General features: G+C 53.2%; 23 protein-coding genes and 1 pseudogene. 10 read left to right on the top strand and 14 right to left on the bottom strand.

The window, feature by feature from the left end; genetic code table 11:
* Nucleotides 1–23: 23 nt before the first annotated feature.
* From GFER_RS00120 to GFER_RS18485, 10 genes and pseudogenes are all read right to left on the bottom strand, one after another.
* Nucleotides 24–1,091: a protein-glutamate methylesterase/protein-glutamine glutaminase gene (locus GFER_RS00120; RefSeq protein ID WP_040094976.1), complete on the bottom strand. Its 1,068-nt coding sequence runs from the start codon at nucleotides 1,089–1,091 to the stop codon at nucleotides 24–26.
* A 6-nt stretch (nucleotides 1,092–1,097) separates the two neighbouring features.
* Nucleotides 1,098–2,666, bottom strand: coding sequence for a chemotaxis protein CheW (locus GFER_RS00115; RefSeq protein WP_040094975.1), 1,569 nt, complete (start codon nucleotides 2,664–2,666; stop codon nucleotides 1,098–1,100).
* A 15-nt stretch (nucleotides 2,667–2,681) separates the two neighbouring features.
* Nucleotides 2,682–4,601 (bottom strand): methyl-accepting chemotaxis protein, encoded by a 1,920-nt coding sequence (locus GFER_RS00110; RefSeq protein ID WP_040094974.1) that lies wholly within the window; start codon nucleotides 4,599–4,601, stop codon nucleotides 2,682–2,684.
* Nucleotides 4,602–4,831: 230 nt separating this feature from the next.
* Nucleotides 4,832–5,476: a response regulator gene (locus GFER_RS00105; RefSeq protein ID WP_040094971.1), complete on the bottom strand. Its 645-nt coding sequence runs from the start codon at nucleotides 5,474–5,476 to the stop codon at nucleotides 4,832–4,834.
* A complete protein-coding gene (locus GFER_RS00100) occupies nucleotides 5,477–6,628 on the bottom strand; it encodes a PAS domain-containing sensor histidine kinase (RefSeq protein ID WP_040094969.1) in 1,152 nt (383 codons plus the stop codon).
* Between the two features lie 446 nt (nucleotides 6,629–7,074).
* Nucleotides 7,075–8,325, bottom strand: coding sequence for an NAD(P)/FAD-dependent oxidoreductase (locus tag GFER_RS00095; RefSeq protein ID WP_040094966.1), 1,251 nt, complete (start codon nucleotides 8,323–8,325; stop codon nucleotides 7,075–7,077).
* A 170-nt stretch (nucleotides 8,326–8,495) separates the two neighbouring features.
* A pseudogene (locus GFER_RS19635) lies at nucleotides 8,496–8,660 on the bottom strand (methyltransferase domain-containing selenoprotein MduS); the annotation flags it as partial.
* A 495-nt stretch (nucleotides 8,661–9,155) separates the two neighbouring features.
* A complete protein-coding gene (locus GFER_RS00085; RefSeq protein ID WP_040094962.1) occupies nucleotides 9,156–10,451 on the bottom strand; it encodes a type II toxin-antitoxin system HipA family toxin in 1,296 nt (431 codons plus the stop codon).
* Entirely contained in the window at nucleotides 10,441–10,773 is a 333-nt protein-coding gene (locus GFER_RS00080) for a helix-turn-helix transcriptional regulator (protein ID WP_040094960.1), read from the bottom strand. The genes GFER_RS00085 and GFER_RS00080 overlap by 11 nt, the downstream gene beginning before the upstream one ends.
* A gap of 77 nt (nucleotides 10,774–10,850) precedes the next feature.
* Nucleotides 10,851–11,294 carry a hypothetical protein gene (locus GFER_RS18485; protein ID WP_139172131.1) on the bottom strand — a complete coding sequence of 148 codons (444 nt, stop codon included), beginning with the start codon at nucleotides 11,292–11,294 and terminating at the stop codon, nucleotides 10,851–10,853.
* A 314-nt stretch (nucleotides 11,295–11,608) separates the two neighbouring features.
* On the opposite strand from GFER_RS18485, the gene GFER_RS00070 reads away from it, so the two are divergent.
* The 7 genes from GFER_RS00070 to GFER_RS19270 all read left to right on the top strand — a co-directional run bounded on the left by GFER_RS00070 (nucleotide 11,609) and on the right by GFER_RS19270 (nucleotide 17,620).
* Nucleotides 11,609–13,654 carry an ATP-binding protein gene (locus tag GFER_RS00070; RefSeq protein ID WP_040094955.1) on the top strand — a complete coding sequence of 682 codons (2,046 nt, stop codon included), beginning with the start codon at nucleotides 11,609–11,611 and terminating at the stop codon, nucleotides 13,652–13,654.
* A complete protein-coding gene (locus GFER_RS00065; RefSeq protein ID WP_040094953.1) occupies nucleotides 13,651–15,009 on the top strand; it encodes a sigma-54-dependent transcriptional regulator in 1,359 nt (452 codons plus the stop codon). The genes GFER_RS00070 and GFER_RS00065 overlap by 4 nt, the downstream gene beginning before the upstream one ends.
* 201 nt (nucleotides 15,010–15,210) lie before the next feature.
* On the top strand, nucleotides 15,211–15,504 hold the full coding sequence (locus GFER_RS19630) for an Os1348 family NHLP clan protein (protein ID WP_412171492.1): 294 nt from the start codon (nucleotides 15,211–15,213) through the stop codon (nucleotides 15,502–15,504).
* Nucleotides 15,476–16,267 carry a cache domain-containing protein gene (locus GFER_RS00060; protein ID WP_040094951.1) on the top strand — a complete coding sequence of 264 codons (792 nt, stop codon included), beginning with the start codon at nucleotides 15,476–15,478 and terminating at the stop codon, nucleotides 16,265–16,267. Before GFER_RS19630 ends, GFER_RS00060 begins: the two co-directional genes overlap by 29 nt.
* A gap of 71 nt (nucleotides 16,268–16,338) precedes the next feature.
* Complete coding sequence (locus tag GFER_RS00055; protein WP_074669550.1) at nucleotides 16,339–16,932, top strand: cupin domain-containing protein; 594 nt, start codon at nucleotides 16,339–16,341, stop codon at nucleotides 16,930–16,932.
* A gap of 209 nt (nucleotides 16,933–17,141) precedes the next feature.
* Entirely contained in the window at nucleotides 17,142–17,384 is a 243-nt protein-coding gene (locus GFER_RS19275) for a Na+ dependent nucleoside transporter N-terminal domain-containing protein (protein ID WP_040094950.1), read from the top strand.
* Entirely contained in the window at nucleotides 17,369–17,620 is a 252-nt protein-coding gene (locus GFER_RS19270; protein ID WP_040094948.1) for a nucleoside transporter C-terminal domain-containing protein, read from the top strand. Before GFER_RS19275 ends, GFER_RS19270 begins: the two co-directional genes overlap by 16 nt.
* A gap of 2 nt (nucleotides 17,621–17,622) precedes the next feature.
* Here the strand turns inward: GFER_RS19270 and GFER_RS00040 are convergent, their stop codons facing one another.
* Both GFER_RS00040 and GFER_RS00035 read right to left on the bottom strand, forming a co-directional pair.
* A complete protein-coding gene (locus GFER_RS00040; RefSeq protein ID WP_152611410.1) occupies nucleotides 17,623–19,146 on the bottom strand; it encodes a ShlB/FhaC/HecB family hemolysin secretion/activation protein in 1,524 nt (507 codons plus the stop codon).
* 88 nt (nucleotides 19,147–19,234) lie between these two features.
* Complete coding sequence (locus tag GFER_RS00035; protein WP_235263977.1) at nucleotides 19,235–19,630, bottom strand: type I restriction-modification enzyme R subunit C-terminal domain-containing protein; 396 nt, start codon at nucleotides 19,628–19,630, stop codon at nucleotides 19,235–19,237.
* 294 nt (nucleotides 19,631–19,924) lie between these two features.
* On the opposite strand from GFER_RS00035, the gene GFER_RS00030 reads away from it, so the two are divergent.
* Nucleotides 19,925–20,257: an EAL domain-containing protein gene (locus tag GFER_RS00030; RefSeq protein ID WP_074669552.1), complete on the top strand. Its 333-nt coding sequence runs from the start codon at nucleotides 19,925–19,927 to the stop codon at nucleotides 20,255–20,257.
* A 79-nt stretch (nucleotides 20,258–20,336) separates the two neighbouring features.
* Nucleotides 20,337–21,443: a GGDEF domain-containing protein gene (locus tag GFER_RS00025; RefSeq protein ID WP_040094941.1), complete on the top strand. Its 1,107-nt coding sequence runs from the start codon at nucleotides 20,337–20,339 to the stop codon at nucleotides 21,441–21,443.
* Between the two features lie 887 nt (nucleotides 21,444–22,330).
* On the opposite strand, the gene GFER_RS00020 is transcribed toward GFER_RS00025, so the two are convergent.
* Together GFER_RS00020 and GFER_RS00015 are read right to left on the bottom strand one after the other, a co-directional pair.
* On the bottom strand, nucleotides 22,331–23,092 hold the full coding sequence (locus GFER_RS00020) for a PRC-barrel domain-containing protein (protein ID WP_040094939.1): 762 nt from the start codon (nucleotides 23,090–23,092) through the stop codon (nucleotides 22,331–22,333).
* 386 nt (nucleotides 23,093–23,478) lie between these two features.
* On the bottom strand, nucleotides 23,479–25,005 hold the full coding sequence (locus GFER_RS00015; RefSeq protein WP_074669553.1) for a 3'-5' exonuclease family protein: 1,527 nt from the start codon (nucleotides 25,003–25,005) through the stop codon (nucleotides 23,479–23,481).
* On the opposite strand from GFER_RS00015, the gene GFER_RS00010 reads away from it, so the two are divergent.
* Nucleotides 25,005–25,403: a hypothetical protein gene (locus GFER_RS00010; protein ID WP_040094936.1), complete on the top strand. Its 399-nt coding sequence runs from the start codon at nucleotides 25,005–25,007 to the stop codon at nucleotides 25,401–25,403. The genes GFER_RS00015 and GFER_RS00010 overlap by 1 nt on opposite strands.
* Nucleotides 25,404–26,360 lie beyond the last annotated feature (957 nt).

The raw sequence follows: 26,360 nt of genomic DNA, 5'->3' as shown, positions 1-26,360 counted from the left end.
CATCATCGATATTTGCATCCAGCTTACCGTCCAGCCCAGGTGATCAGTTGTCTCGCCACCTTATCCGAAGGTAATACAATGCTTGCCCCGCCCCGTGCGATCAGTTCGGCAGGCATCCCGAAAACCACGGACGATTCTTCTGATTCGGCAATGGTGCGCCCACCCCGTTTTTTTATCTCGGCAAAAACATCAGCGCCGTCGTGCCCCATGCCGGTCAGCATCACCCCGACCACACGAGATGGATCGCAACATTCAAGAGCGGAACGCCCCAGAAGTTCCACCGAAGGGTGCCACATGTAGTCTTTGTGTTCCGGTTTGGCTAATACCGTCAATGTGCCGCTGCGGTTTCCCAGCACCATGTCCGCTCCGCCCTTGCCGATATAGATTTTTCCCGGCTCCACAGGCATCGGTTGGCTGGCTTCCACAACCGCAAGAGGACACAAACCGTTCATACGGTCGGCAAAAGGGCGGGTAAATGTAGACGGCATATGCTGGGCCACCAATACCGGCCAGGGAAAGTCCGCCGGCAACAGAGGCAGAACATCTTCAAGAGTCCGGGGGCCACCGGTGGAAACACCGATGATCACCAACCCCTCGTTACCCGGTCCACGTCGGATGACCGGTTGCCGTGTCGGTGGTTTTTCCCGTTCTTCACGCAAGCGCTGAGCTAGGCCCCTCGCCGAAGACTTACCTTTGACCTTGGATCCGGCCGCTGCGCGCACTTTGCTGATCAACGTTTTACTGATCTCTTCAAGGGATAATGAAATTGTCCCTCCAGGCTTGGTCACATAATCAACAGCTCCCAGATGCAGGGCTTCAAAGGTTGCCAGGGCCCCCTTTTCCGTGAGGGACGAGACCATGACCACCGGCACGGGTCGTTCCGCCATAATCAGTGACAGGGCGGTAATGCCGTCCATCTCCGGCATGTTGATATCCAGGGTCACCACATCGGGCATAAAGTCACGATTCAGCGCCACTGCCTCTTTGCCGTTATGCGCTATCTGGATCGTAAAATCGCCCTCAGCCTGGAACAGCGTATTCAACAGACGTCGCATCAGGGCTGAATCGTCAACAATGAGAAGTTTGATCATAGATTGTTACCCTCCCAATTGAGCCAACTGCGCCATATCACCGCTGTCGATCAGGTGAGAAGGTTCAATCATTTGAACCATCCGTTTCAGTTTTTCAAGATTGGCCATGCGCGCCACAAGTCGTGCCTGTTCACTGGAAAGCATCGGCGCCGGCTCAATGGCGTTCTTGGGGATTTTGAGTACTTCGGCCACCAGGTCCACGATAAAACCGGTTCTTATGTCGGAAATCAGGAACACCATGACACGCTGCCTATCAGAACGTTCAACCGCCGGCATGCCGAGGCGACGTCGCAGATCAATCACCGGCAGCACCGAACCGCGAAGGTTGATAACCCCTTCCACAAATGGGGGGGCTTTGGGCACATGGGTCAGCTCTTCAGGTACCCGGACAATTTCCTGGACACTGTCGATCGGCACCCCGAACTCTTCCTTACCCAGCCGAAACACAACCACCTGCTCATCATCGTCAGAAGTCAGTTCATCGTTATCCGGGTCGTGCCCCGGATTCTTGTTGTTATCCATCGTTTCCACGGTTGTCATGGCCTCCTTCACAGCGGAATGCCGAAACAGGTTGTTGGCCGAGATGATTGACACCAGGCGCTTGCCATTATTCAAACGGCAGATCTCGGTAATGTCCGCAAGATCACCATCACGGGCCAAAAGACCCGGCATGGCGTCCACATCTGTCTTTGCCACCCTTAAAACTTCATTGACGCTATCCATGACGACGCCAACCGACGATGCTCCCAATGACACCACAACAATACGGCTATGGTCGTCGTTTTCGCGGCTGGGCAAATCAAACATGCGGCGCAGATTGACCAGGGGCAACAGCCGGTTACGCAGGGTCATGACCCCCATGACATGGGATTCTGCATGGGGCACATGGATGATCTCTTCCGGAATCTGGACGATCTCCTGTACATCTTCGATGGCCATGGCATATTCTTGACCGGCCACTTCAAAGCTGACCAGTTGTAATTCGTCGTCGCTCTTCTCGTCGTCTGCTTCCGTTGTTTGCGAACGGGTCGTGGAAAGGTCCGAGTTTTTGGAAACAGCTGCTATCTCCGCAAACTCTTGAGCGATCAGTTTGGCAAAATCCAGCACCATGATCATGGCGTGTCCGCCAACATCCTTGATCAGCCCGGAGAGCAGTTCGGTGTTCACCGTACTGCGGATGGACTCCACTCCTTCAATTTTGCCCGTTTCCACACCAACAACACTTGCGACCCGGTCAACGACAAACCCTAGCGGTTGGCCGAGATCAATGACGATGGCCCGGGTTGAATCATTGTAGTCACATTCATCGAAGCCGAAAATGCGGCGCAGGGAGATGATTGGCAGCACCTTGCCACGCAGATTGGCCAGTCCTTCCAGAGTGTGCGGGGCCAACGGAACCCGCACCACGTCCGGTACCCGGATGATCTCCTGAACCGGCGTCATGTCCACAGCAAAGACCTCATCTCCGGCAATGAAGGTGACAAACTGACGGGTATCGGAGTCCTGAGTATCATCGCTTTCATCATTATCGGTATGTTCCCGATTTTCCGGTTCTTCCAGCTTAACTGTTGTCATGTTGTCACACTCCTATCAGGCGCTTTGCAGTTCGTCGGCAAGGGAAGCAATCTCTTCTATGGCAGCTGCCAACTCTTCTGCACCCTGGGACTGCTGCTTGGCTGCTGTGGCTGACTCGGTTGCTGCCTTGTCGGCTTCCTGGGCGGCCGAGGCGATCTGCTCGATCCCTTTTTTCACTTGGCCTATGGCAACGGCGATCTCGGTGGAGGCAGACAGAATTTCTTTCTGACCGCTTTCTACCGTGGCGATGTCGTCTTCAATCAGGATCAGGTTGGCTGTTGAGGATTTGGCCTTTTCCACTTCAGCATTGGCGGTGGCGACAATCTCGTCCAGGTCGCGCCCTACCATGCCGATCTGATCCTGCACCGCCTTGACCAGATCCTTGATCCGGTCGGCATTTTCAGCGGAATCATGGGCCAGGTTGCGGATATCGGTGGCCACCACCACAAAACCCTTGCCAAATTCGCCGGCCCGGGCCGCTTCGATGGAGCCGTTTACCGCCAGCATGTTGGTCTGGATGGAAACAGTGGTGATGGCGTCGACGATCTTGTCGATGCGTCGGGCAACCAGTTCCAGTTCCTTGATCTGTCTGATGCTGTCCCGTGAACTGGCGGCGGATGCGGAAATACCTGCTATCAGTGAGTCAACGGAGGTTTTGTTGGTGTCCAGCAGGTTTTTAATGGCCGCAATTTTTTCCACGCCGTTGGTGGCGCGGTTCTGAGCGATCTCTGCTCCCTTTTCGATCTGGGAGATGGCAGCGGCTGATTCTTCTGAGGCCGAGGACTGGACTTCGGCTCCCTTACGAATCTGCTCAATGGCCACCATGATCTGGGTGCCGGAGCGGTTGATTTCCGACACGGCAGAGGAAAGCTCTTCGGCGGCTGAGGCAACTTCCTCGGCGCTTTTGGCCACATCGGTAGAATTTTTCAGGTCTTCGGTTAACTCCGAGAGGCTCTTAGCGGTTTGCTCACACTCAGCTAAAGCTTTGGTCTGTTCGTCAACGGTTTTGGACGACTCTTCCGATGCGGCTGATTGTTCCTCTGCTGCTGCGGCAATGGCCTCGGTACCTTTCAGGGCCTGCTCTGCCGCAACACTGGATTGGGCTGCACCCGTGGCGATCTCCACAACGCCTTTAACGATCTCCTGGGCGTCAAGCCGTACCTGATCCAGTTGCTGGGAAATGATCTTGCCGTTTTCAACCTCACCTTCCACACTCTTGGCTGAACTGCTGATCCCTTCAGCAATGACTTGTACTTCCTGCTGGATCTGTCCCACCAGGTCCGAGATCTGCTTGGCGCTTTTTTCGGAGGTTTCGGCCAGGGTTCTCACTTCATCAGCCACCACGGCAAAGCCTTTGCCATGTTTTCCGGCCCGCGCCGCTTCAATGGCGGCGTTTAAGGCCAGCAGGTTGGTCTGGTCGGCAATGCGCACCACCGCTTTGATGATTTCGCCAATGTTGGCAGCCTGTTTTTCCAGTTCCGCCACCAACTGTACCGAAGCGTTCTGACGCTGGGCAGCAACGCCGACATTGGTCACCATCAGGCTGATATCACCGCTGGTTCTGGCAACCAGTTGCTGTGTTCCCTCAGCCTTGGTCTGGCTTACTTCTGCATTTTGCAACTGTCGGGTAATGGCGACCGCCACTTGCTTGAAGGCGGCCAGGCATTCCTGGGCAGCGCCGGAAGCTTCTTCAGCGCCTGCTGCAATCTGGTCGGAGGCGCGCTTTAACTCTTCTGATGCGGAAGCTGCTTCATTGATCCCTGCGGACAACTGACCCGTGGCGGCGGCAATCCGCTCGGCAGCTTGTTGCTGCTTGGCCAGGGTGCGGGCCTTCTTGCGCTGTGCCTCAGCCTCGCGGGCGGCAACGGCAGAGGTTTTACCTTCAGTGGTGGAAGTGCCTTGAAACTGGGCGTTAGATTTTTTCACCAGGGCCATGGAATAATCTCCTTAAGGTTTTGCTGCCGGAAGGCTGCATATTTTAAATGAAATTAGTTTAATTCCGAATGACTGTCTGTCAGGTAAACAGTACAAACATAGGTTTTTTTTGCAGGGAGATGATGGTGAACGACAGAAAATATTGGCTGGGACTGGAGAGGGGCAGTGGTATGGGATCGGTTTCTATGAACCTAAGCGAGAATCAGTAACCTAGCTGACGAAAACAGGTTTCATGGAAGGGAGATGACGCCGTGCTGAAGTGCGAAGATGACCAGGGCGGGAACGTTATCGATGTCAAGTTTCACCATAAGCCTGCTGCGATAGGTTTCAACACTTTTTTGAGAGACATTAAGTTTTTCGGCAATCGTTGCATTCGTATTACCTTCCACGACCAACTGTAAGGTCTCGCGTTCACGTCGGCTCAAGCTTTCCAGGGGCGTTTTAGGGCAAACCGGACTCCCGGTGCGTTTTAATTTCGGTGCAACAATTTCATCACTGAAATATAGACGGCCTTTCATGACCGCTCGTACCGCATTGACAACGCTGAATCCCGCCGATGCCTTGTGGATAAAGGCCCGAGCCCCGGCCTGCATCGCGCGACTTACATACTCAGTGGTATGATACGTGGAAAGAACAAGTATTTTGGCCGCAGGTACTTGCAAGAGTATCATTCGCGTCGCGTCGATCCCACTTACTTCCGGCATCGCGATGTCCATAAGGATAATATTCGGGTTCAGCAATACAGCTTTATTCAGCGCTTCGCGACCGTTTCCGGCTTCACCGACAACTTTCATATCGCCCTGAGCTTCGAGTAGCGTCCGGAGGCCTTCCCGTACGACTGCATGGTCATCGGCAAGTAGGATTCTTATCGGCATTTACATAACTTCCGAGGGCATTACAACAGAAATCCTGGTGCCTTTTCCAGGTGCAGAATCTACATGGAAATGTCCACCATTCAACTCGGCACGCTCACGCATAATTGTCATTCCCCATCCGCAACCGGTCTGGTTAAGTGATGATTTTTCAGCTAAAAACCCTTTTCCTTGATCTACAATATCAAACAAAATGATACCGTTTGTGTTTTTCAGCATAATCGTCACGGTCTGTGTATTTGCATGCTTGGAAACATTCATGAGGGCCTCTTGCGATATGCGAAAGAGAGCTGTTTCCTTTTCAACCATAAACCGTGGGAAAGGTTCGTCAGCTTGGATAGAAACCTCAACGCCTGTGCGTTTTGAAAACAGATCAGCGTGCCAGCGCACGGCGGCCAGCAGGCCAAAATCGTCCAGCATCGGCGGTCGAAGGCCCACCATTATGTTTCTGACTGTGTGGCTTATGCCTTTGACTATTTTTACTGAGTCCTTGATTCTTGAAATGAGTTTCTTCGGCGCGGTAGCGGTCATGGCGTCGTTGATGATCGCCATATTCAAGCCAAGGACCGTCAGATCGCGACATATCTCGTCGTGCAACTCCGCGGCAAGTTTAACCCTGAGCTGCTCCTCCATTGCTATCAGTCGACTTGCATATTCGCGCATATTTGCCGCGGCAAGTTTGCGTTCGGTGATGTCTAACAGAGCAAGTCCGCACTCCTCCCCCGAAATAGTTGCCATGGCTTCGAGTTGTACGAAAAACGAACGATTTTCCTCGTTTTTCAATGCGACTTCGCAAGATGTTTTATCCTGGTTGCAAAATGAGTATTCGAGGAATTCTGTAAAAATTTGACCGTCTTGGCCCGTAATTAATGATCCAAAACGCTGGCCGAGCAGACGAGGGCGTGCAACACCCAACAAGCTCGCGCCTCTGAGGTTTACGGAGGTGATGGTTCCTTTACGGTCAAGGGTTAAGTAGCCTACCGGAGCAAATTCGTAGAGGTCGGAGTATTTTTCAAGAAACCTCTCCGCATCATCCCTGGACTGACGAAGCTCCACATTTTGCATCTCCAGTTCGGCTCGGCTGACTTCAAGTTCGTGAAGGAGTCTTTGTGTCTCACCAGTCATTAATTCCACGTCAGACGTTTTATCCTTCACGTTTTCTTCCCTAGTCGCCGCAGTCTGGCCGCAGCCGAAATGCTCTTATTGTTTTTGACATCCACTAATGACCCTGCTTTGCATCGCGTCCCCTTTTTGCATTCAAATAACATTTTCATCCATTTCTGTCTGTCAGGAATACAGTACAGAAATACAGTACAGAATCACACAAAATTGTCAGGACACTCACGCATGCTTTTAGGGTCATCTGAAAGAATTATCTTAATTTTCATAACGAAGCCATCCTCATTTAATCTACGATTATATATATTAATGGCTCAACTTTCGCACCCCATTGCATCGATAGAGATACACCTTGCCCGTCTGGCGCTCGAAAATATGGCGGCAGGCGGTGCGGTCGGCGGTGCGGGCTTTGCAACCTGGTTTTTCAACAAAATATGCGGGCCTTCGAGCAAGCCACCGTCTCGTGTGTGGGACAAGGGCTTTTACGGAGAGGATCGCCGCCGGGTAATCAGCCGAACCTGACGTTCATGGAACCAGTAATACCAGATCCAGTTGAGCATGACGACAGTACGATTGCGAAAACCAATCAGGTAATAAAGATGCAACAGCAACCAGACCAGCCAGGCCAAATGACCTCGAAATTGCATGCCGAAAGCGCTGGCGACGGCAGCGCTGCGGCCAATCGTGGCCATACTCCCTTTATCTCGATAATGGAAAGGCCGCAGAGACTGTCTATCTTCTCTGGCCAGAATCGCTTTCCCCGCGTAGATTCCCATCTGCATGGCGACAGGAGCTGTCATGGGGAGAGCAGAGCCGTCCTGTTCCAGATAAGCCATATCGCCGATGACAAAAACCTCCGGATGACCTGGCAGGGAGAGATCCGGTTCGACGGGAACGCGCCCTCCGTGTTTTCGAGAGGTCCCCAGATGAGCGGCTATCGGGGCCGCCTTGACGCCCGCCGACCAGAACAGGGTGTGGGCCGGGATGACCGCCCCGTCCGCGAGAGTCACCCGCTCCTGGCTAGCGTCGACCACGCTCGCGTTGAGTAGGACCTCCACCGACATGCTGCGCAGCTTCTTAAGTGTATACAGGCGCTGTTTTTCAGGCATGGCTGCCAATAGCTGATCGTTGGCCTCCACTAGCACCACTCTGGCCGCCTGTGTACTGAGTTCCGGGTAATCCTTAGCGAGAACGAAATGGACCAACTCGATAAGGGCCCCGGCGAATTCGACGCCGGTCGGTCCCCCCCCGACGATTACGAAAGTCATCAGAGCACGTTTTCTGGCAGGGTCCGGCTCCCTGACCGCCCGTTCAAAGGCGGTCAGGATATGGTTGCGCAACTCTTCCGCATGTGCCAGTTCCTTGAGATCGAAAGCGTGGCGTTCAACGGATTGCAGACCGAAGAAATTTGTTATGCTTCCGGCTCCGACAACCAGATAGTCGTACGATATGTCTCCAGTGACCGTCCGTATTCGGCGAGCGTCGATATCGATGGCAGTGACCTCGGCCAGAAGGAAACGGGTATCTGGCCAGTGTCGAGCCATGGCACGTATGGGATAAGCGATGGATTCCTGTTCGAGACCGGCGGTTGCCACCTGGTAGAGCAGCGGCTGGAACAAGTGATAATTGTTCCGGTCCACGAGAGTGACATCGAGTCCATGGCCTGCCAGAATACGTGCCGCACGAATCCCCCCAAATCCCATGCCCACGATGGCAACCTTTTTCCTCGCCATAATTTTTCCTCGCCCTAACGGACCAATTTTTCCAATCGCGCGCGACTAGGCAGGGGCTCCGCTCGCTTCTTTGCAGGCGGCCAGGCGCTTGCGCAGTTCTTTTTCCTTTTTCCACTGCCCCGTCACGTCCCGCATGATCGATGCACAGCCCTGCACGCAACCGGCTGTGTCCCGCAGCCAAGCTCCAGCACCGAGCGCACCGCCTCGCGCCGGAATAGTTCCAGGGATTTTTTCGCAACGTCACCGGGCTCCTGTCCGAAGAAGGCTATCTCCTCAAGGAACACCTTGTCCCATTGGGATTTCTGTTCGGTTTTCGGTCTATTCTCTGACGTCATGTGTTAGCAGCCTCGCTTTCAGAGAGTTTACAGCTTGAGACTCAAATGTCACTCTCTATAGAATACGAAACGCCCGCGATAACGACCCCGCGGGCGTTTCGTGTAATGCGCAATTTTTCAGACAGCCTGCGATCGGTTCTCCGCATACAACCGATAGACTGATGAGCGGCTGATGCCATAATGTTCGGCAATTAATGTTTTGCTGATATGAGACGAGAAATAGGTCAAGGGAGGCGCTCGGGCTATTGAACGCCTCCTTTGTCATGGAAGAATCCGGGGTAAGCCGCTGCGATCCCTCCTTCAAAATTTTGAGTTATACCAAGCACTCCCCTAGCTGATAGCTTTTTTCTTTGCTTAGCCCTCGTCTACTTCATAAGGCGGGCTTCGCGCCGGAACTCGGAAAGATTGATCGTGAGTTCGCCTTGCATGAGGGTTTGCGGCAAACAGAGCTTTCGATGCTGGATCTGCTAGAAGCGAGGACAACTGAACTTTGATCTACTGTTTACGATTTGTAGTATTTGCAATGTCCTGCAGGTTGGCAGATTCTAAACCATCGAAAACGAATGGGTTTAGAATCTGATTTCCCCAAAGAAGATTCCGATCTACTTCACTTAAAGAGGCCTCGTCGCAGACCATGGGCCAATTCTCCACTATGCAGACTATCTGATTCTCAACAATCTGCATGGCTTCCTCTTCCGAGATCAGAAAATTATGCGCGGCTTCCAGACAGGTACCAATCCTGCTTGATCGATCATTACCTATGATCAGCATTGCCTGAGAGGCAATTTGCCCATGCCGAGATTGTGGGCAAACGTCGTAAGCGGGGGTAAGCGATAGCATCTGTCCGTCCCAGTAAGCTGCGTGGTTACGGGCATGATCATCGGTATTGCCAACTAGGATGTTGAAGACGAGGCGTGAAAACAACTCCCTAAGTGTCGTGGGCGCATCCTTGAATTTAGTTCTAATATGCTCAGTTAGGATTTCGTAGCTAGCATAGCGGGCCATCATTTCGTCCAGTTCCAAAATGGTCAATGCCGAAACAATACTCTTGCGCTGCCATCCTTTATATGTAGCCGTCCGGTCAAATCGCTCCACAAGCAATACATCCTTGCCAGCGACGCTCTGCAACGAAACCGGTGCCACATTCAATCCCGCAATAGCAGCTAGGCGCATGGCAATGAACTCTGCCTTGACCACGGAATAGAGGTCGGAAGAGGCGGAAAACTTAGCGATGAATTTCTGAGTATCATTCTGAACAACGGCTTTGGGCCGCGCTCCTCCTATGGATGTGCCATGTTGCAGAGCTTGAGCAAGCTCCTCTGTCAACGGTATGCCCTTTTCTACTCGTTCTGTTGCCTCAGCAAGTTCTTCAAGTGATGCACCAGTGGGTTGTCTAGGTTCGTACTGCGTAGGCGAGAGTTGAAAATCCAAAGCTCCGATGCGGTCAGACCCCGACTCAATAAAATACGTGAGTTCACCGAGGGCTGCTGGATCAACACCAGTCCCTTTGTGCCCGAATCTCTTGTTTAATATTACACGGCGCCCCCAAGCATCTGGTGCCGCATCCCGCAAACAGCCGGGAATACTAAGGCCCGTAAGCAGGGGGATTAGACCCGGGCGTAGGGGCAGTTCGGCGTCGTAAATTGCAATTGCGTTATCGCGTTGCAGATAGCTTTTACCGTAGTTGAAGTTATATGCCCGGCCTAGGGAGGTGAGTTTTCCCGCCACCACCGGCATTGTTTCTTCGGGAAGCCAAATCCACACAAATACTTCGGAATACTCAGAATTCATCATCAACCTTCACAGGTGTGCGAACGCTTTGGGGTAGCAGGGCAAGTTTGTCGTTAATTTGTGAGAGATGCATTGAAATCGCCGGTGGGTGGTCGCCGAACAGATTGACCCCCACCAAGGTGGCCACCTCGAAAAACAGACCAACCTCTACCTTCAGGTCACCTTGCTCGATTTTTTGCAAGGTCCTTCTGGATATCCCTGCCCTGCCGGCTAAGTCGTTCTCTGTCATTTTGCGCTCTTTTCTCCTGAGCCGGATGAGTTTTCCCAAGAGTTCTGTTGCATCTCGGGTTATGCGGGAGTAAGTTCGTTTTCGTGAAGACATAACCAACCTCTTTTGACTTCTATGGTGATCACCAAGATTCTTTATGCTCACCACAGTATTCATTATCAAGGCACGAGTCAATAGGGCACAAAAATGAGCTGTGCCGTTTTGGCCGCCCGCTTGAGCGCTTTTTCAACATTGGCGAGAAGCGGCAGACTCCTCAAACGAAAGCCTTCGCGAAGAGATCTTTTAGTACTCTCCTCGATTTCCGCCGCCGCCAGATCGGAAGACACCAGACATAGAAAGAGCAATTTGACGCTGTAGTCCTTCACCAATCGAAGCGGTAGGGGTCTTTGAGTGACTCGCGGGCGCTGTCGGCATCCTTGGCCCAGTGAGGGATCAGACCCCAGCGAAAGGATTGAGGCGGCGAATTCCGTCGACGTTCTGACAGAGGCCCAGTTTGGATTGGAATCAGTGATCCAGTTTACAGCGGAATGACTGGTCCAGTTTGCTCTGGAACAGGCGGTCCAGTTTGCAGCGGAATCGGTGGCCGGATCCCTCCGGAATCCGCAGGCGTTCATGCCGATATCCGTGCAGCCAATGTGGCAGCGATCAGGGGAACCTATAACAGGCTGTTGAAAATGTCATTTTATCAACACTTTCAAATTACTAGGATTGGCCCTTTGAGTTTGATATGCTCCACGCATGATAAGACGATTTCAAGGGACACTGTTAAGTGCGAAGAAGAAAAAACAGCAGGCCATGTTCACTTATATCACTCCGGAAGCACGATTCCCCAAGGATCACCCACTGGGCCCAATAACACCCATAAGCGTTCGGGTATCGGAGCCTGAACCGCAAAGCTAACCGACATCTTACAAGCAGGCACCGCTTAATGGAAACAAACGACCATCAGATCATCCGGCAACTCGAAACACAGCTTGCAAAGCAATCAGCTGAACTTTGCGAAGCAAACAGCAAACTCAAACGCATCAGTGATGAACTACAAAGAACAATTGCCGAACAGCGGCAGATTTCAGAAGCGCTGCATGAGAGCGAGAGAAAATACCGCCTGTTAACTGAAAACGCCTCTGATGTAGTATGGCGGCTGGACAGTGAGTATCGCTTTACCTATATCAGTCCGGCGGATGAACGGCTTCGTGGCTACAAAGCTGACGAAATCATTGGTCGCCATGTGTTTGAGATGTTTAACGAGGAAGGGATTGCGGCGGTAAAAAAAATGGCGCAACAGCGTCTTGAGGCAGAACAGCGCGGAATGCAAACGGACATCATAACCTTTGAGGCGGAACATCGCTGCAAGGATGGCAGCTGGCTGTGGGCAGAAATTCGCTACTCCGCTGAGCGTGACGCAAACGGTAAAACCATTGGCTTTCATGGGATCACCAGGGAAATCACCGAGCGCAAGCGGGCAGAGGATGAGACCCGCCGGGCCAGGGCTGCGGCTGAAGAAGCGAGTAAAGCCAAGAGTCAATTTCTCGCTACCATTAGTCATGAGATCCGCACACCGCTCAATGCCCTGGTAGGCTTCAGCACCCTGGCGAGCAAAGCAACAGATCCTGCCAAAATCAATCAGTACCTGTCGATCCTGGAACAATCCTCCCGTGCCCTGATGGATCTGGTCAATGACATCCTGGATATCAGCAAGACCGATGCCGGGCGATTGGAGCTTGAGGCGATGCCTATCAATCTGCGTCAGCTGATCGCCAGCCTTGAAGACCAGTACCATCACCTGGCAACGCAGAAGATGTTGGCCTTTCGGGTCACTATAGACGACAGCATCCCAAGCTGGATTCTGGGTGATCCGATCCGTCTGCGCCAGATCCTGACCAATCTGCTTGCCAATGCCCTGAAATTTACTGCAAGCGGAGAAGTCTCCTACACCATCAGCCGCCATGACCAGGGCACGGATCAGTTTATCCGCTTTGAGGTGCAGGACACCGGCATCGGTATCCCTGAATCCTTTTTGGCGAATATCTTCAGCCCGTTTCATCAGCTTGATCCAAGCATTTCGCGTAAATTTGGCGGCACCGGTCTGGGGTTGGCGATTGTCAACAGCCTGGTGGAATTAATGAAGGGGACGATTACGGTTAAGAGTACGGAAGGGGCCGGCAGTTGTTTTGTGGTCGACTTACCCCTTCAGGAAGCAGATCCCTTGCCCGAAGAGCGTTTTGCCGCCCCGATAACTCTTCCCCCATCGTCCATGATGGTGGTCGAGGATAACAGCTTTAACCGGCAACTACTGGGTGACATCCTGACCTCATGGGGACATCGGGTCTCACTGACTGAAGATGGTCAACAAGCGCTGGCATTGGCGGCGCAGCAGCCTTTTGATCTGATTCTGTTGGATATCCGCATGCCGGGCATCGATGGTATCGAGGTGGCCCGCAGAATACGGTTGCAGGAGCAAAAGCGCTCAGACGCTGCGGTGCCGATCATCGCCATCACCGCCGATACCGATAAAGCCACCCGCGAGGCCTGCTATGCTGCAGGCATCAGTGCCGTGTTGCCAAAACCGGTGATCCCGGAACAATTGGCGCAAGCCATCGGGATGCAGGCTGAAGGAGTCAATAATATCTCTTCAAACCAGACGTTCCAGTTGACAGCACAGGCCCTGACCGGTCTTAACAACAACCCCGAGCGTATTCACAATTATCAGCATTTGTTGCTGACAGATATTGACACGCAACTGCGCTGCCTGCGCGCCGCCCTCGAACGAGGTGACCGTCACGAATTGGGCCGCGTAGCGCATACCTTGAAAGGGTTGTATGGACATCTGGCATACCGGGCTCCGGTTGAATTGGCGGCCTGGCTTCATGACCATGCGTCCACGGCAACCGTTGAAGAATTACGCACGATGGTGGAGCAACTTCCTGCCATCGTTGCTGGCGACCTTAAATCACTGCAGGAGAAAACCGTATGAGCCTTGGTGCACGCATACTGGTGGTTGACGATACCCAGAGCTTCCGCTTCATGGTCAAGGGGTACCTGGATGATGGCGGCTACCAGGTGACCTGTGTGGCCAGTGGAACCGAAGCCTTGGCGGCAGTGGAACGGTCCCCCTTTGACCTGGTGCTGTCCGATATGGTCATGCCGGAGATGGACGGACTTGAGCTGCTGTATCAGATCCGCGCGCGTTATCCGCAATTGCCATTTGTTCTGATTACCGCTCACGGCAGCGTCGACAGTGCCGTAGCTGCGATGAAAGAAGGGGCGGATGATTATCTGCTGAAACCACTGAACTGGGAAGAGCTGTTGATTGTCGTAAAGCGCCTGCTCGATCATGCACAGCTGCGCGTTAACTACGAGCGCATGGTGAATTGCGAGCGGGAGCAGTACAGCTTCCAGAACATCAGCTCAGATTCATCGGTCATGGGGGAAACCCTCGCCGTGGCCCAGCAGGTTGCTGCTTCTGCTCGCACCACCATTGCCATCTATGGTGAAAGTGGCGTGGGGAAAGAGGTGCTGGCACGAGCCATTCACGTCGCCGGCGGGCATAACCTAACCAGCTTTGTTGCCGTCAACTGCGCTGCCATCCCGGAAACCCTGCTTGAAAGTGAACTGTTCGGCCATGTCAAAGGAGCCTTTACCGGCGCAGACCGTGACCGTGGCGGCAAATGCTGTCGGGCGCAAGGCGGCACCCTGTTCCTCGATGAAATCGGTGATATGCCCCTGTCGCTGCAGCCCAAGCTGCTGCGTTTGCTGGAAGAACGGATCTATGAAAAAGTGGGCTCCGATACCCAGGTAGCTGCCGATTTCAGGGTCATTGTCGCTACCCACCGCAGCCTTGATCAATGCTGCCTTGAGGGGAGCTTCCGCCGCGATCTGTACCATCGCCTGAACGTCTTTCCTATCACGATCCCCCCCTTGCGTGAGCGACGCGAAGACATTCCCCATCTGGCGGAATTTTTTCTGAATATTTTCCGACAGCACCAGGGCAAGAAACAGCCTGGTCTTTCACAGGCAGCCCTTGATCAACTCCTCGCCTACGACTGGCCCGGCAATATCCGTGAATTGCGAAACCTGCTGGAATACGCCGCCATCATCTCCAATGGCGACCTGATTCAACCAAAACACCTGCGACTGCAAAAGCAGGAGCAAGGGAACAATAAAGAGTTGGACCATGGGCGTATTTCTCTTAATTTCACCTTCTCCCCTGAAGAATTCTCACTCGCTGCGGTCAACCGCCAGGTCATAGAGTGGGCCCTTAATCAGAGTAACAACAATAAATCTTCTGCTGCCCGTTTGCTGAAGGCCTCCCGCAAGCTGTTTTATTGATCCTGTCCTTTTCTATCCCACCACTTGTCCCTTGGGGGACAGCCTGTCCCCCAAGGGACAAGTGCGTTTCGCAATATTTAGTTAATCCCTGAAAATACTTGATAAAATTTTTGGCACGGATTTCGCTAAACAAGTGAACGGTTGTTGTTTTCCGGACACGATTATCCAAATCCAGACAGATATCTTCTGCAGAAGGGAGACATGCCACAGGATGCTGTCGAACGCGTATTAGGAAGACTGTTGACCGACGAGCGATTCCGACGTTTGGCCAAAAAGTCACTGGAAAAGGCGTGTATGCAGCACGGCTATTCGTTGACCAAGACAGAACATGATCTGCTCTGCAGTCTAAAACTGCAGGTCATCAACGAGGTTGCAGCTCAGCTGGACCCCGGTCTCTGTCGGGCCGTGACGTCCCGGCAATACCCCCCACCCTTTGAGTCGGCAACATATCATGAGGAGTGTTTTTATGAAAAAACTGTGTCTGGTGATTTTTAGTTTTCTGTTTGTTGTCTCTACCGCACAGGCGGCAACGCAGCCGGACAAGCTGGCAATTGCCGAGCAGCAGGTAACAGCCGCCTTTGAGCGGCTTGACTCTGGCATCAACACCGCAGCAGAAAAACTCGGAGAAGTTGGTTTGACCGGTGATGATGCCAGGGAAATTTTAACGGCGCTCTGTCAGGAGGTCAGCTATGCCGTTAATTGCGCCACCATCGATACACACGGAGTGCTGAAAATGATCGAGCCTGCCGCATACCGTCATGTTGAAGGTACCGATATTTCAGCGCAGGAACAGGTCAAACAGATGCTGAGTCTTAATAAACCGGTACTAAGTGGTGTTTTTCGTGCGGTGGAGGGGGATGACGCGGTTGTTGCGCAATATCCGGTTGTCAATGCTGAGGGTCGGTTTATCGGTGCGTTGAGCGTCCTGTTTAAGCCGGAAAGATTTCTGAGAGAGATCATTCAACCTCTGGTAAAGGGGACACAGTTGGCTATCTCGGTGATGGATCTGGAGGGACGAACCCTTTACGACAGCGACCCGGCGCAGATTGGCCTTAACATCTTCACTTCAGAAATATTTCAGCCCTATACCGAATTTGTCGAGCTGGCGCAAAAGATAGCTGCTACTCCGCAGGGTGACGGTGTTTACCGCTTCAAAAGGGATGACATTAGCGGCGCTGATGTCGACAAAATTGCGTACTGGACGAGCGTGTCCTCGTATGGAGTCGATTGGCGGCTGGTGGGCATCCAGCTGGAATAATCGATACAAGAGCCGGTGATATCGGATTCTTGAAGCGATATGAATATTCATCAATCGAAGGAAATTAGATCATGTGCACTGCCACTGTTCAGGAGTTAATCAAGCGGCTGGAGCTTGTCCGGCATCCGGAAGGGGGCTGGTTCCGGGAGACTTATCGCTCCAGCGAGACGGTGCCCACCCGTGCTTTGCCTGAGCGTTTTGGAGGCGATCGGCCTTTCTCCACTGCCATCTATTATCTGCTGGAGTCCGGTGACATATCGGTTCTGCACCGCATCAAATCCGATGAAGTGTGGCACTTTTACGCCGGCTCAGCGCTGCAGATCCATTGTCTGTGGCCGGATGGCAGTTATCAGGAGCTGCGCCTGGGAACAAACCCGGCGGCGGGGGAACAGTTCCAGGTGGTCGTACCGGCAGGTTGCTGGTTCGGGGCAGAGCTGGCGCCTGAAGGGTTCGCACTGGTCGGATGCACTGTTGCCCCAGGATTCGTTTTTGCCGATTTTGAGATGGCGCAAGCAGGGCATCTCTGCGATCGCTATCCGCAGCATGCGGAACTGATCATGAGGATGACGAGGGGATATAAAAGTGAGGAGAACATGATTTTCACTACCCCTGGACCCGGCTTGGCTATACCTACGACCGAGCAGCAATCCTGTTGGCTTAAGTGAGTTTGTCCTGCACGGTAGAAAGGTCGATGGCTCGACCATCTCGGTTGGGATTAAGTCGGTCAAGACGACGGCTGAATACTTTATGGAGTGACCGCTTTGTGTCTGAATCCTGATATGAAAGTCGCCTTAAACGATTCGGTATTCTGTGACAGCCCTTCGGTGAAAGACACAGGGTTCCGTGAAACTGTCTTTGAATCGGAGACACATAAATGCTCATTCAACCTATTCTCGGCCTTGGCATCTTCATTCTCTTGTCCTGGTTGATCAGTGAACAGCGCCGCCGCTTTCCAGTGAAGTTAGTCATTGTTGGATTGGCGTTGCAACTGCTGTTGGCCATCCTGCTGTTTCATGTGCAATTGTTTCAGAGCCTGTTTCTCATGCTGAACAAATTAGTACTGGCGCTTGAGAACGCTACGGCCCGGTTCTGCCGGATATCATGGGCCATATTCTGACCGCATCGCTGATCAGCGCCCCGGCTTCGGTGGTGATCGCCAAGATCATGGTTCCGGAAATTGAGGAGAGCACCTTCGGCGCACTTCTGCCTGATACCCACACGCGCAGTGGCATGGGCGCAATGGCCCCGGAGCGTCGGCACGAGATTGTCAGCCTCGGCTTGAAATCACTCCTCGCCGGAACCCTGGCCACCAGCATGACTGCAGCCATCGCGGCCCTGATGCTGCCATTCTAAGGTCAGAAGCTATACCCCAAGGTCGCCCAAACTCGCGGGTCACGATCTTTGCTGTCGGACAGCGGCTCACCACCTCGGGTACCCCAGGCGACGGCGATGTCGGTGGTGAAATTTTTGTAGTTGGCGCGCACACCCATCCCTGCGCCGTCAATACGGCGATGATTGTCGGCACTGTCAGCGAACTTGTTGATGCGGACATGACCGATGTCATAGAACAGATAGGGGCTGAGCTGCTTGATGCGGTAGCGTAGTTCGATCTGGGCAAGAACCCCCTGATCGCCGTAGCCTTCGCCACTGGGGTAGGCTCTGACCCCATAGACCCCACCGACACCGAAGTCTTCCGATGAATCAAGGTTGCTGTCGCTCTTCTGGCCGCTGATGCGGGCAAACAGGGTCAGGTTGCTGGTGATCTGCTGCAAGCGGGCAACATCAAGGGTGATTTTGTGGAAGGTGCCCTCGGGGCGGTCTGTGACATTATTGTTGAATTTAACCCGTCCCGGGGTCCAGGTCAGGCTGCCGTAGGTGATGCCGGCACCGAAGAGGCCGTCACGATGATCAAACAACAGACTGACGGGAACACTGTCGCTGGTACGGCGGGTGCGATCGGAGAGGCTTTCATCGGTCAGGCGTTTATGCTGATAGATGGCGCTCAAGGTCAGGTTACTGCGCTGGGAGCGGACCAGCGGATAACTCAAACCGGCGCTGGTGATGTGGGCCTTGCCGGTACTGTCGAGGGAGGAATATTCCTTGCAGAGCTCGTAGTCGGTATGGGCGTAACCCACCTGGCCACGCAGTCCCGAATAGCCGAGGGGAACGCTGTAGGTAGCGGAGCCAAACAACAGGGTTTCGCTGGTGACCATCGCGCGCAGTTGTAATTGATCGCCGACCAGCAGCAGGGGGTTGATGTTGAGTCCCAAGCGGGTGCGGTATGCGCCGGTGTAGCGGTTGCCATGATTATCCACGGCGATATCACCGCTATAGCGCTGATCGGCTTCGACCGCCACCAGCAGATCGCCGCTGCCAAGCTCCTGACCGGGTCGGATCAAAGGGGCGGTGCGCAAGCCGGGCAGATCATCGAGAATCAGGGTGGCGCGCTCTAAAGGGGCAGAGGCAATGACGTCCCCAGGCTTAAGGCTACCAAGGTGGCGCTGGGCACTAGCGGCCAGCTTGTCATCTCCCTGGGTGACAATTTGACCATAGCGTCCTTCGACAACCTCAATCCGCAAGGCGCCGTCGCTCAAGGTCTGGGCGGGCAAAAAAGCACGGGCAAAGGGGTAACCGTTGCTCTGATAGTAGCGGGTGATCTGCCAGGCGATATCGCGCATGCCCGCCAGGTCGTAGGATTGATTCAGCAACGGCTCAACAACCTGCTCAAGCTGTGCAGTATTAAAGACGCTGTTGCCGCTGAAGTCAATCCGGGCAACCTCTGCCGTTGGACCACCGGGAGCGGTGGGATCTTGCATCTGGGGTGCGATAACCAGCCCGTCGCCGGGTGACGGCAACTGCGGTGGTGTCAATAGGGCCAATTCTCCACTTCCGGCTGAGGCGAAACAAGAAAGGAGCCCACTTCAATGGAGAGCCCCTTCGGAAAAATGCTTGGAAGAAAGCTCTGAATCAGGCAGGCCTCAAATATAGAGACCGCCAAACCTTCCCTATCCCACCCGCCTGCGCAAAGGGCGCATAATCAAAATCATCCGTCTCGATCAACAAATTAGCGGCGATATGATCGCGAATCATCTCCAGCCATTTGCGCTGTTCAGCGGTAAAACTTTTGCCGCTCGCTTGATGCTGCTCGACCCAGGCGCGGAAGTTAACCTGAACCTTCTCCAGGAACGGCGCCAGTTCATTGTTCTGCTGCATGGCGAAACGCACCAGCAACACCAGATCGGTCAGGATGTGATTCCCTGCAGCACCCCGTACCTTGCTTGCCTGCAATTTCTGATAAGCGGCCCAAAATTCATCCGGCGCGCGCTTTTCCCAACCTTGCGGATGAGTCTGGTAAATACGCAACTGCTCCACCCTTCGCGAAGGCATCTTTCAGTACTCTCCCCGATTTCCGCCGCCGCCAGATCGGAAGACACCAGGCATAGAATGAGCAATTTGACGCTGTAGCCCTTCACCAATCGAAGCGGTAGGGGTCTTTGAGTGACTCGCGGGTGCTGAATAGAAGGCTATGAGTTCGAAGGATTTTAATGAGCATAATAAGAAGTTGCCAATTATTTTATAATAATTTACTTGTTGCTATAACCGTGTTTGGCAATCTATCCTTAAGTGGCAAAGCTATAGCTTATTGCGCTGATAAAAATGGGGGTTTCGTTGAGCTTGGATGACTTTGGTACCGGCTATTCGAGTCTGAAAAATTTAAGCGACTTCCAGGTCGACCGTCTTAAAATGGATCAGAGTTTTATTCTCGACATCGCAACATCAAACACCCGCACCGCCGTTGTGTCTAGCATTATTGATATCGCCTACAACCTTAAATTGCCGGCGATTGCCGAAGGGGTGGAAACACATGCGCAACTGGATTTTCTTGTTGTCAACAAATGTGATGTGACGCAGGGGTATCTGTTCAGTAAGCCCCTGCCGATCGGACCTTATCGCTCTGTTGCAGCAGGGGAAGAGCTGGAAGGCTGTTGATTATAATTATCAGGATGCGTAACCGGATGGATTTACAGACCGGTTAAAACAACCAGACAGTCATCGAACGGGAGTAATTATGGGAGCGATTTTTGGATGGAATAAGCTGTTTGATACCGGTCTTAAAGAATCGGATCGACAACACCAGCACCTATTGAACCTGATCAACTCCTTCGGCGAGACACTTGCTAACAACCACCTCAATGAGGCTGATGTCATCAGCATCTATCATGAACTGGTTGATTACACCCGTTATCACTTTGAAGAAGAAGAGCGGCTGATGGTTCAGTTCAATATCGACTCCCGTCATGTTAACCCGCACACCCGTATGCATCAAAACTTTATCACCGAAGTCGGTCGTCTTTACCAGAGTAACCATTCTACCCATCAAGAGGATGGCAGTAACCTGTTCGACTTTCTTCTTAACTGGTTGATTTACCACATCATGGGAACCGATATGTCGATGGCCAGACAGCTTCAGGCAATCGATACCGGCACATGTCCGCAAGCGGCCTATGAGCAAGAAGGCCGCCACGGTGATAAAAGAACAGCGCTTTTGCTGCGCTCGCTGAAAAACCTGCTTGAGCAGGTCTCACAGCGCAATCAGCAACTGACCGAGCTGAACCAGTCCCTCGAAGAAAAAGTCAGGCAACGCACCCGTGAACTCGAAATAGCCAACACCCATCTTGAAAACCTGGCGTCTACTGATTCCCTGACCGGGCTGGTCAATCGTCGCCGGGCCATGGAGATACTCCGGCTACTCTGGCAAGAGCCCACAACAGACGGCCAACAGCTGGCCTGTATGATGATTGATGCCGATAACTTCAAGCAGATCAATGATCACTACGGCCACGATGCCGGCGATGAAGTGTTGCGTGTCCTGGCGCGGGAAATGACCCATGAGGTACGAACCGACGACACCGTCTGCCGCCTCGGCGGAGATGAATTCATGGTGATTTGCCCGGCAACCGACGCCGCTGGGGCGCTGTATCTAGCGGAAATGCTGCACAGGCACATCGCCGCCTTGCAGGTTCCCGCCGGCGAAGGTTTCTGGCAAGGCAGTGTCAGTATCGGTGTGGCCGTTCGGCAGATTGAAATGAAAAGCATTGAAGACCTGATCAAAGCCGCTGACCGTAGTCTTTATGACGCTAAAGAGGCTGGAAAAAATTGTGTTTGGATGAAGTGAGGAACATGCACCTGGTTAGCGTCGGGGTCGGACCAAATTAAATTGCTGAAATTACGACCTAACCACTTAAAATACCCTGCAATAAAGCGCTTATATCTCGATTTTCGAGGGCAAAATGGGAGATATCGGCCGGTCACCCTGATAACCAGCCGCCGCGCCTTCGCCGACGCATTCTGCCTCAGGGCCAAACACCAATTTGACCTATTCCGGGAATAACATTCTCATCTCCCCAAAAGACGATATCGGCGTCACTGAACCGCGAAAAAAACCAACCTCAAGGGATAAACTGGAACTCAATATCGACGACGTCTTGCTTCGCACGGATGCGCAGGGAATGCCATGCACGCCAACCGGATGGCAGCTGACGCTTGAGGACGTCATGGACACGCTGTTCAGCGTGGGAATCCGTGGGTCTGGGTTGTGAAAGCGGCCAGATGCCGGTGGACATGATCCCCCACAACAAAGGTTGGCGGTGCTGATCTTCCAAGAGGAAAGAGAAGAAAGCAAAAACCGAATAGTTAAATGCAACAAATCTTTTTGACGTTTACCATCAGGAAAACCCTGATTTTGCGTCAGGAAAAACCTGAAAATGGCCTTCGTTTTTTCTAAGAGGGTGATAGCCACCGACGGCGCACATGGTCCGCAGCTCTTCCTGCTGTGAAAATATTAGTTTTTTCGGTTGTGCCTTTCGGGGCGGAAAGATGCGCGTCCCTTCTGCAAACATTTCTCCGCCCCCTAAAAGGCCTCGATCAGGGGTTTAAGGTCGAATAAAAAAAGCCGATCGGGCGTTGAGGACTCCCGGTCGGCTTGCATGTAATCTGGCTATGTGCTGGCTACTATCGGTTTAATGTGAGTTAATGGTGACAAGCTGAAAATCATTAATCCTGCTATTTTCTCTGCTTATCCTTCATATCCATCATTTGTTTTTTTTCTTGTCCTGGACGCTGGGTATCGCCTTGGCGTTGTTGCTGGGTCTGATCTTGTTCCCAATAGGGGGATACGCCATAATGCTCATTGATTCCCCTGACCTGACTCTCTTGCGTTAAAAACTCTTCGATATCACCTTCAGGAACCGCTTTCAATTGTTCTTTTTGCTTATCGAGGGTGAATACGACCTGACGTTGTTGACTAATACCAGTCCGAGCTTCCGTACCTACGGGCATTTTTTTCTGCAGCGCATTGAATGGTACAATGTACTTATCCTCACCCATACCAAGGACGCCGCCGCTCTTCAAGGTCACAAAACCAATCCGACCACTGTTGGTATCCACCAGAACGCTGTCGATCTCACCGATATTTTCGCCCTGCTGGTTCTGAACTTCCGTGCCGATCAGATTATCGACCAGCATAAGATTCTGCTGCTGAAATTTTTGAGTCTGCTGTGCCTGTTGACCTGGTTGACCCGGTTGAGTCCGATGGTCCTGCTCGTGCAGTTGACCGGGGAAAGTCTGTCGTTCCTGCTGGGTCGGTGAACTCAGACCCTGTTGGGCCCCTAGGGACCTGGACTGATCCGGCTGATCCTTTTGATATTCACTCTGGCCGGATTGCTTATCCTTGCTGTCGGTAGCAGCACCAGTTGCGAAAGTCGCAGGGACCATGTAAAGTCCGAACGCAAACAAAACCACTGTAAAAAAAGTTAGTCTTTTCATACATTTCTCCTTTAGATGTTTTTGTTGCAAGTAACCAGCTACCTGGAATAGGTAACGATTTACTCCTTCCTCAACCTTTCTGTTGTCTACTATCAAATTACTCCAGCACAGGCTGTTGTATAGGTATATGGCAACTAGCATGCCAGAAAAAACAGCAGATTGTTCTTGTGCAACGTATTGATAATAGTTAGTAAATTTGGAATTCAACGGAAAGGTTGGAGAAAAATCTGTAATGATCAGTCGTCATATGCGACAAAGCTGTCTTATGCGGCGGCCGTATCAAAGTGTAAGTTGCAATTTTTCTCGGTATGCTGGGAATCCGCATTCGCGGCAAGAATGTTCAAGAATGAATGTATGCTGATACGCAAAATGTTCGGTGTAGATCATCAGCAGCTACATAATCCATCGGTCTCGAGTCGGATCGCGGTTTCATCCTCGGCAATCAATTTTGCCGCGGTCTTTCCAGCCAGGGGCACGACGTCAAGCTTGCCGTGCTTTTTCTCCAGATAGCGGCAGAGGATCTTGTAGCCATCGAGATCAAAGCCAAGCGGCTCGCTGCTGCATTCAAGGATATCGGCAAGTTCGGTCTCATCCTGAGCGGTGCCCAGGTGGCACCACTGATCAAAGACGTGCACGGCGGTGCGTCCGGTGGCAGATCTTTCCCGAAAGCCGACCGTTCCGGCAAACGGCCAGGTGCGCAGTTTCAGCGCCGAGAGCGCCATCTGCAGGCGCGCCCGGTGCAGCGCGGGCGGCTCTTCACCGAGGCAGGCGCCACGGCATTTCTTGAGCTGATAGGCAAAGCAGGCGCCCCTGCCCTTTTCCAGGCCCATGACTTTGAGACACAGATTGTGTTCCGAGGCGATCTCTCGCAAAGCTTTCTGGGCTTCGCGCGGGCTGCGAAACAATCCGTGGATGTGCGCCAGATCCTTTGGTGCCACATGCGTGAGGGAGAGGATTTCAATAGTGCCTTGAGAGGGATCGGGCGCGAGGCGCAGTATGTGCAGTTCGCGCGTGCGGCGCAGGCGGCGGTTATGCACGGGCGAGAGCTCCTTGACCAGTCGCGCCTCAAGTAGCAAGGCACCCAGCTCGCCTGCGGTCTCGATAAACTCCAGGCGATGGATCTGCTGGGAGAGGCGCATGTCCTTGTGCCGCCGGTGATCGCCGGAAAAATGCGAGAGGACCCGGGTGCGCAGATCCACGCTTTTGCCAACGTAGAGCGCGGTGTCGTTTTCGCCGAAGAACAGATAGACCCCGGGAGCGCTGGGCAGGGCCTCGATCTCCTCAGGCGGCAGGTTGGGCGGCAGGCTCGGGCGGCCGAGTATTTTGGCAAGAACGGGCGCGACCGTCTCGGGCTGGTGTTCAGCAAGCGCCTTGCAGACAAACTCCCAGGTCATGCGCACATCGCCGAGCGCGCGGTGGCGCGCCTGGCTGCTCAGGCCATGGCGCTCGATGAGGGCATCAAGGCCGTGGCGCCGATGCTCGGGATACAGGCGGCGCGAGAGCTTGAGGGTGCAGAGGGTTTTCTCCTGGTAGTCAAAGCCCAGGCGGGCGAACTCGTTTTTGAGAAAGCCGTAGTCAAAGCGCGCGTTGTGGGCGATGAGCACCTTGCCGCGCAGACGGTTGTAGAGATCTTCTCCAATCTCATCAAACAGCGGGGCATCGGCCACCAGCTCATTGCTGATGCCGGTGTACTGGGCGATGAAGGGCGAGATGGGCACCTGCGGGTTGACCAGGCTCGACCACTCCTCCACCACCTGGCCGTTTTCGATCTCGCACAGACCGACCTCGATGATGCGGTTATGCGTGGGGCTGGTGCCGGTGGTTTCAAGATCAAGGACAACGCAGTACGCAGGCAGCTGCGAAGCGCTCAGTGGTGGAGCACCGGGCTGAACGGCGGGGCCGGAATCAAACATTGAATAAACATCCTGATCTCGCAAACCTTGCGCTTTGGGTTTTCGGCACTATAAACCAAAGCATAAAAACACGGCAAGGCGTGGCGGTCGCCAGGGAAGTGGCAGCGGCCGAGAAAACTCCACCGGGAGAGCGGCAACCTGCCGGTTTGACCGCGGTCTCCTCAGTTCTTCACCGATTGCTCAGCCTCGGAGCCCTTCGCCTCGAAGGTGTCCTCGATCAGGGCGAGAATGTCCTCGACGCGAAAACAACGGATTTGGGCAGATCGGAGGAGACCGATCCGGACAACCAAAAAGGAAAAGGCTTTGTTTTTCCAGGGCCTTTTGCACTTTGTCGGAGTGTATCCGACTATCAACTGGTGGAGGTGGCGGGAATCAAATTTAACGACCCAACCTACTAAGGACTCAGCATTTTTCGATAAAACCCAATAATTACAATAATTTATCCGTGACCCTCTCTATGAGTCTTGTCCGCAAAAATCTGCCTCATACCGGGTCATACTGGTTGATTTGATGAAAGTTCGATGAAAGTCTCCGCAGTATCTCGCCCCATATCTTCTTTCCCGAGCAAAAAAGGAAGGGGTCACAGCGCGGGTTAATTCCGGGAAAAATTGCAAAACTAGAATTAGCTTTGCAAAGGGCGATAAGAAAGAATGGGGCCATAACAGTGCGAATCGTCACCCCGCTTCCGCGCCTGGTCCGGACCGCATGGCGCATAGCCGACAAGTACCATCTGTTGTTGAAACCAAGTATACGCTTATCTGTAGGCATGATGTCCACCATGATGCCGTCGATCTGCCAGCGACAGAAGTGGAAGACGAAGTCGCCGACCTGGTAGATATCCTCGCCCAGCGCCCGCAACGGCGCACCGCACTCTCTCAAGCGTCTTGACGACAAGCTGTTTGTCGAATGCTGCGCACGGCTGAATCAGATTGTGCAGTTGGCGCGGTGAGTGCGAGGTAATGAGGAATTGGCGACGTGAGTAGTTGCCGGGAGGGTATTGTACCGGGTACCGGGGGACCGCCCAAGTTTCGCCCCGGTTTTCGTCCTCCGCCTCCCCCGCTTTCCGGGGTTCCCACCGGGACTCTCGGGCGGGGACTGGAGGCTTTTCGGTTGCTCCGCCCCACAACATTTTGTGATAGGTGGAGGCAAGTGCATACCCCAGTTAAAGGAAAACTGCCTTGCCAGTCTCCATTAAAGGGGAAAGGACATTCTTAAAACGAACCCGAAAACCTGGCGGATTACTGTAGACAAGGATTTTGGTTTTGATAATCTAAATTTGACCAGTTAAGGGGCCCTGTGATTACCCAAAATTGACCACCCCCGGCATCCCTTCGGTACGATGGCAACAGACCACT

The organism is Geoalkalibacter ferrihydriticus DSM 17813, from assembly GCF_000820505.1.
Taxonomy (GTDB): Bacteria; Desulfobacterota; Desulfuromonadia; order Desulfuromonadales; family Geoalkalibacteraceae; genus Geoalkalibacter; species Geoalkalibacter ferrihydriticus.
Note: the sequence above shows the minus strand (reverse complement) of the source record. Positions and strands in the feature narration are given on the sequence as shown.

Coding starts and splice junctions, on each gene's coding strand:
- GFER_RS00120 (WP_040094976.1), bottom strand. CDS start 1,091: ATGATCAAACTTCTCATTGTTGACGATTCAGCCCTGATGCGACGTCTG.
- GFER_RS00115 (WP_040094975.1), bottom strand. CDS start 2,666: ATGACAACAGTTAAGCTGGAAGAACCGGAAAATCGGGAACATACCGAT.
- GFER_RS00110 (WP_040094974.1), bottom strand. CDS start 4,601: ATGGCCCTGGTGAAAAAATCTAACGCCCAGTTTCAAGGCACTTCCACC.
- GFER_RS00105 (WP_040094971.1), bottom strand. CDS start 5,476: ATGCCGATAAGAATCCTACTTGCCGATGACCATGCAGTCGTACGGGAA.
- GFER_RS00095 (WP_040094966.1), bottom strand. CDS start 8,325: ATGGCGAGGAAAAAGGTTGCCATCGTGGGCATGGGATTTGGGGGGATT.
- GFER_RS00085 (WP_040094962.1), bottom strand. CDS start 10,451: ATGAATTCTGAGTATTCCGAAGTATTTGTGTGGATTTGGCTTCCCGAA.
- GFER_RS00080 (WP_040094960.1), bottom strand. CDS start 10,773: ATGTCTTCACGAAAACGAACTTACTCCCGCATAACCCGAGATGCAACA.
- GFER_RS18485 (WP_139172131.1), bottom strand. CDS start 11,294: ATGAACGCCTGCGGATTCCGGAGGGATCCGGCCACCGATTCCGCTGCA.
- GFER_RS00070 (WP_040094955.1), top strand. CDS start 11,609: ATGGAAACAAACGACCATCAGATCATCCGGCAACTCGAAACACAGCTT.
- GFER_RS00065 (WP_040094953.1), top strand. CDS start 13,651: ATGAGCCTTGGTGCACGCATACTGGTGGTTGACGATACCCAGAGCTTC.
- GFER_RS19630 (WP_412171492.1), top strand. CDS start 15,211: ATGCCACAGGATGCTGTCGAACGCGTATTAGGAAGACTGTTGACCGAC.
- GFER_RS00060 (WP_040094951.1), top strand. CDS start 15,476: ATGAAAAAACTGTGTCTGGTGATTTTTAGTTTTCTGTTTGTTGTCTCT.
- GFER_RS00055 (WP_074669550.1), top strand. CDS start 16,339: ATGTGCACTGCCACTGTTCAGGAGTTAATCAAGCGGCTGGAGCTTGTC.
- GFER_RS19275 (WP_040094950.1), top strand. CDS start 17,142: ATGCTCATTCAACCTATTCTCGGCCTTGGCATCTTCATTCTCTTGTCC.
- GFER_RS19270 (WP_040094948.1), top strand. CDS start 17,369: ATGGGCCATATTCTGACCGCATCGCTGATCAGCGCCCCGGCTTCGGTG.
- GFER_RS00030 (WP_074669552.1), top strand. CDS start 19,925: ATGGGGGTTTCGTTGAGCTTGGATGACTTTGGTACCGGCTATTCGAGT.
- GFER_RS00025 (WP_040094941.1), top strand. CDS start 20,337: ATGGGAGCGATTTTTGGATGGAATAAGCTGTTTGATACCGGTCTTAAA.
- GFER_RS00020 (WP_040094939.1), bottom strand. CDS start 23,092: ATGAAAAGACTAACTTTTTTTACAGTGGTTTTGTTTGCGTTCGGACTT.
- GFER_RS00015 (WP_074669553.1), bottom strand. CDS start 25,005: ATGTTTGATTCCGGCCCCGCCGTTCAGCCCGGTGCTCCACCACTGAGC.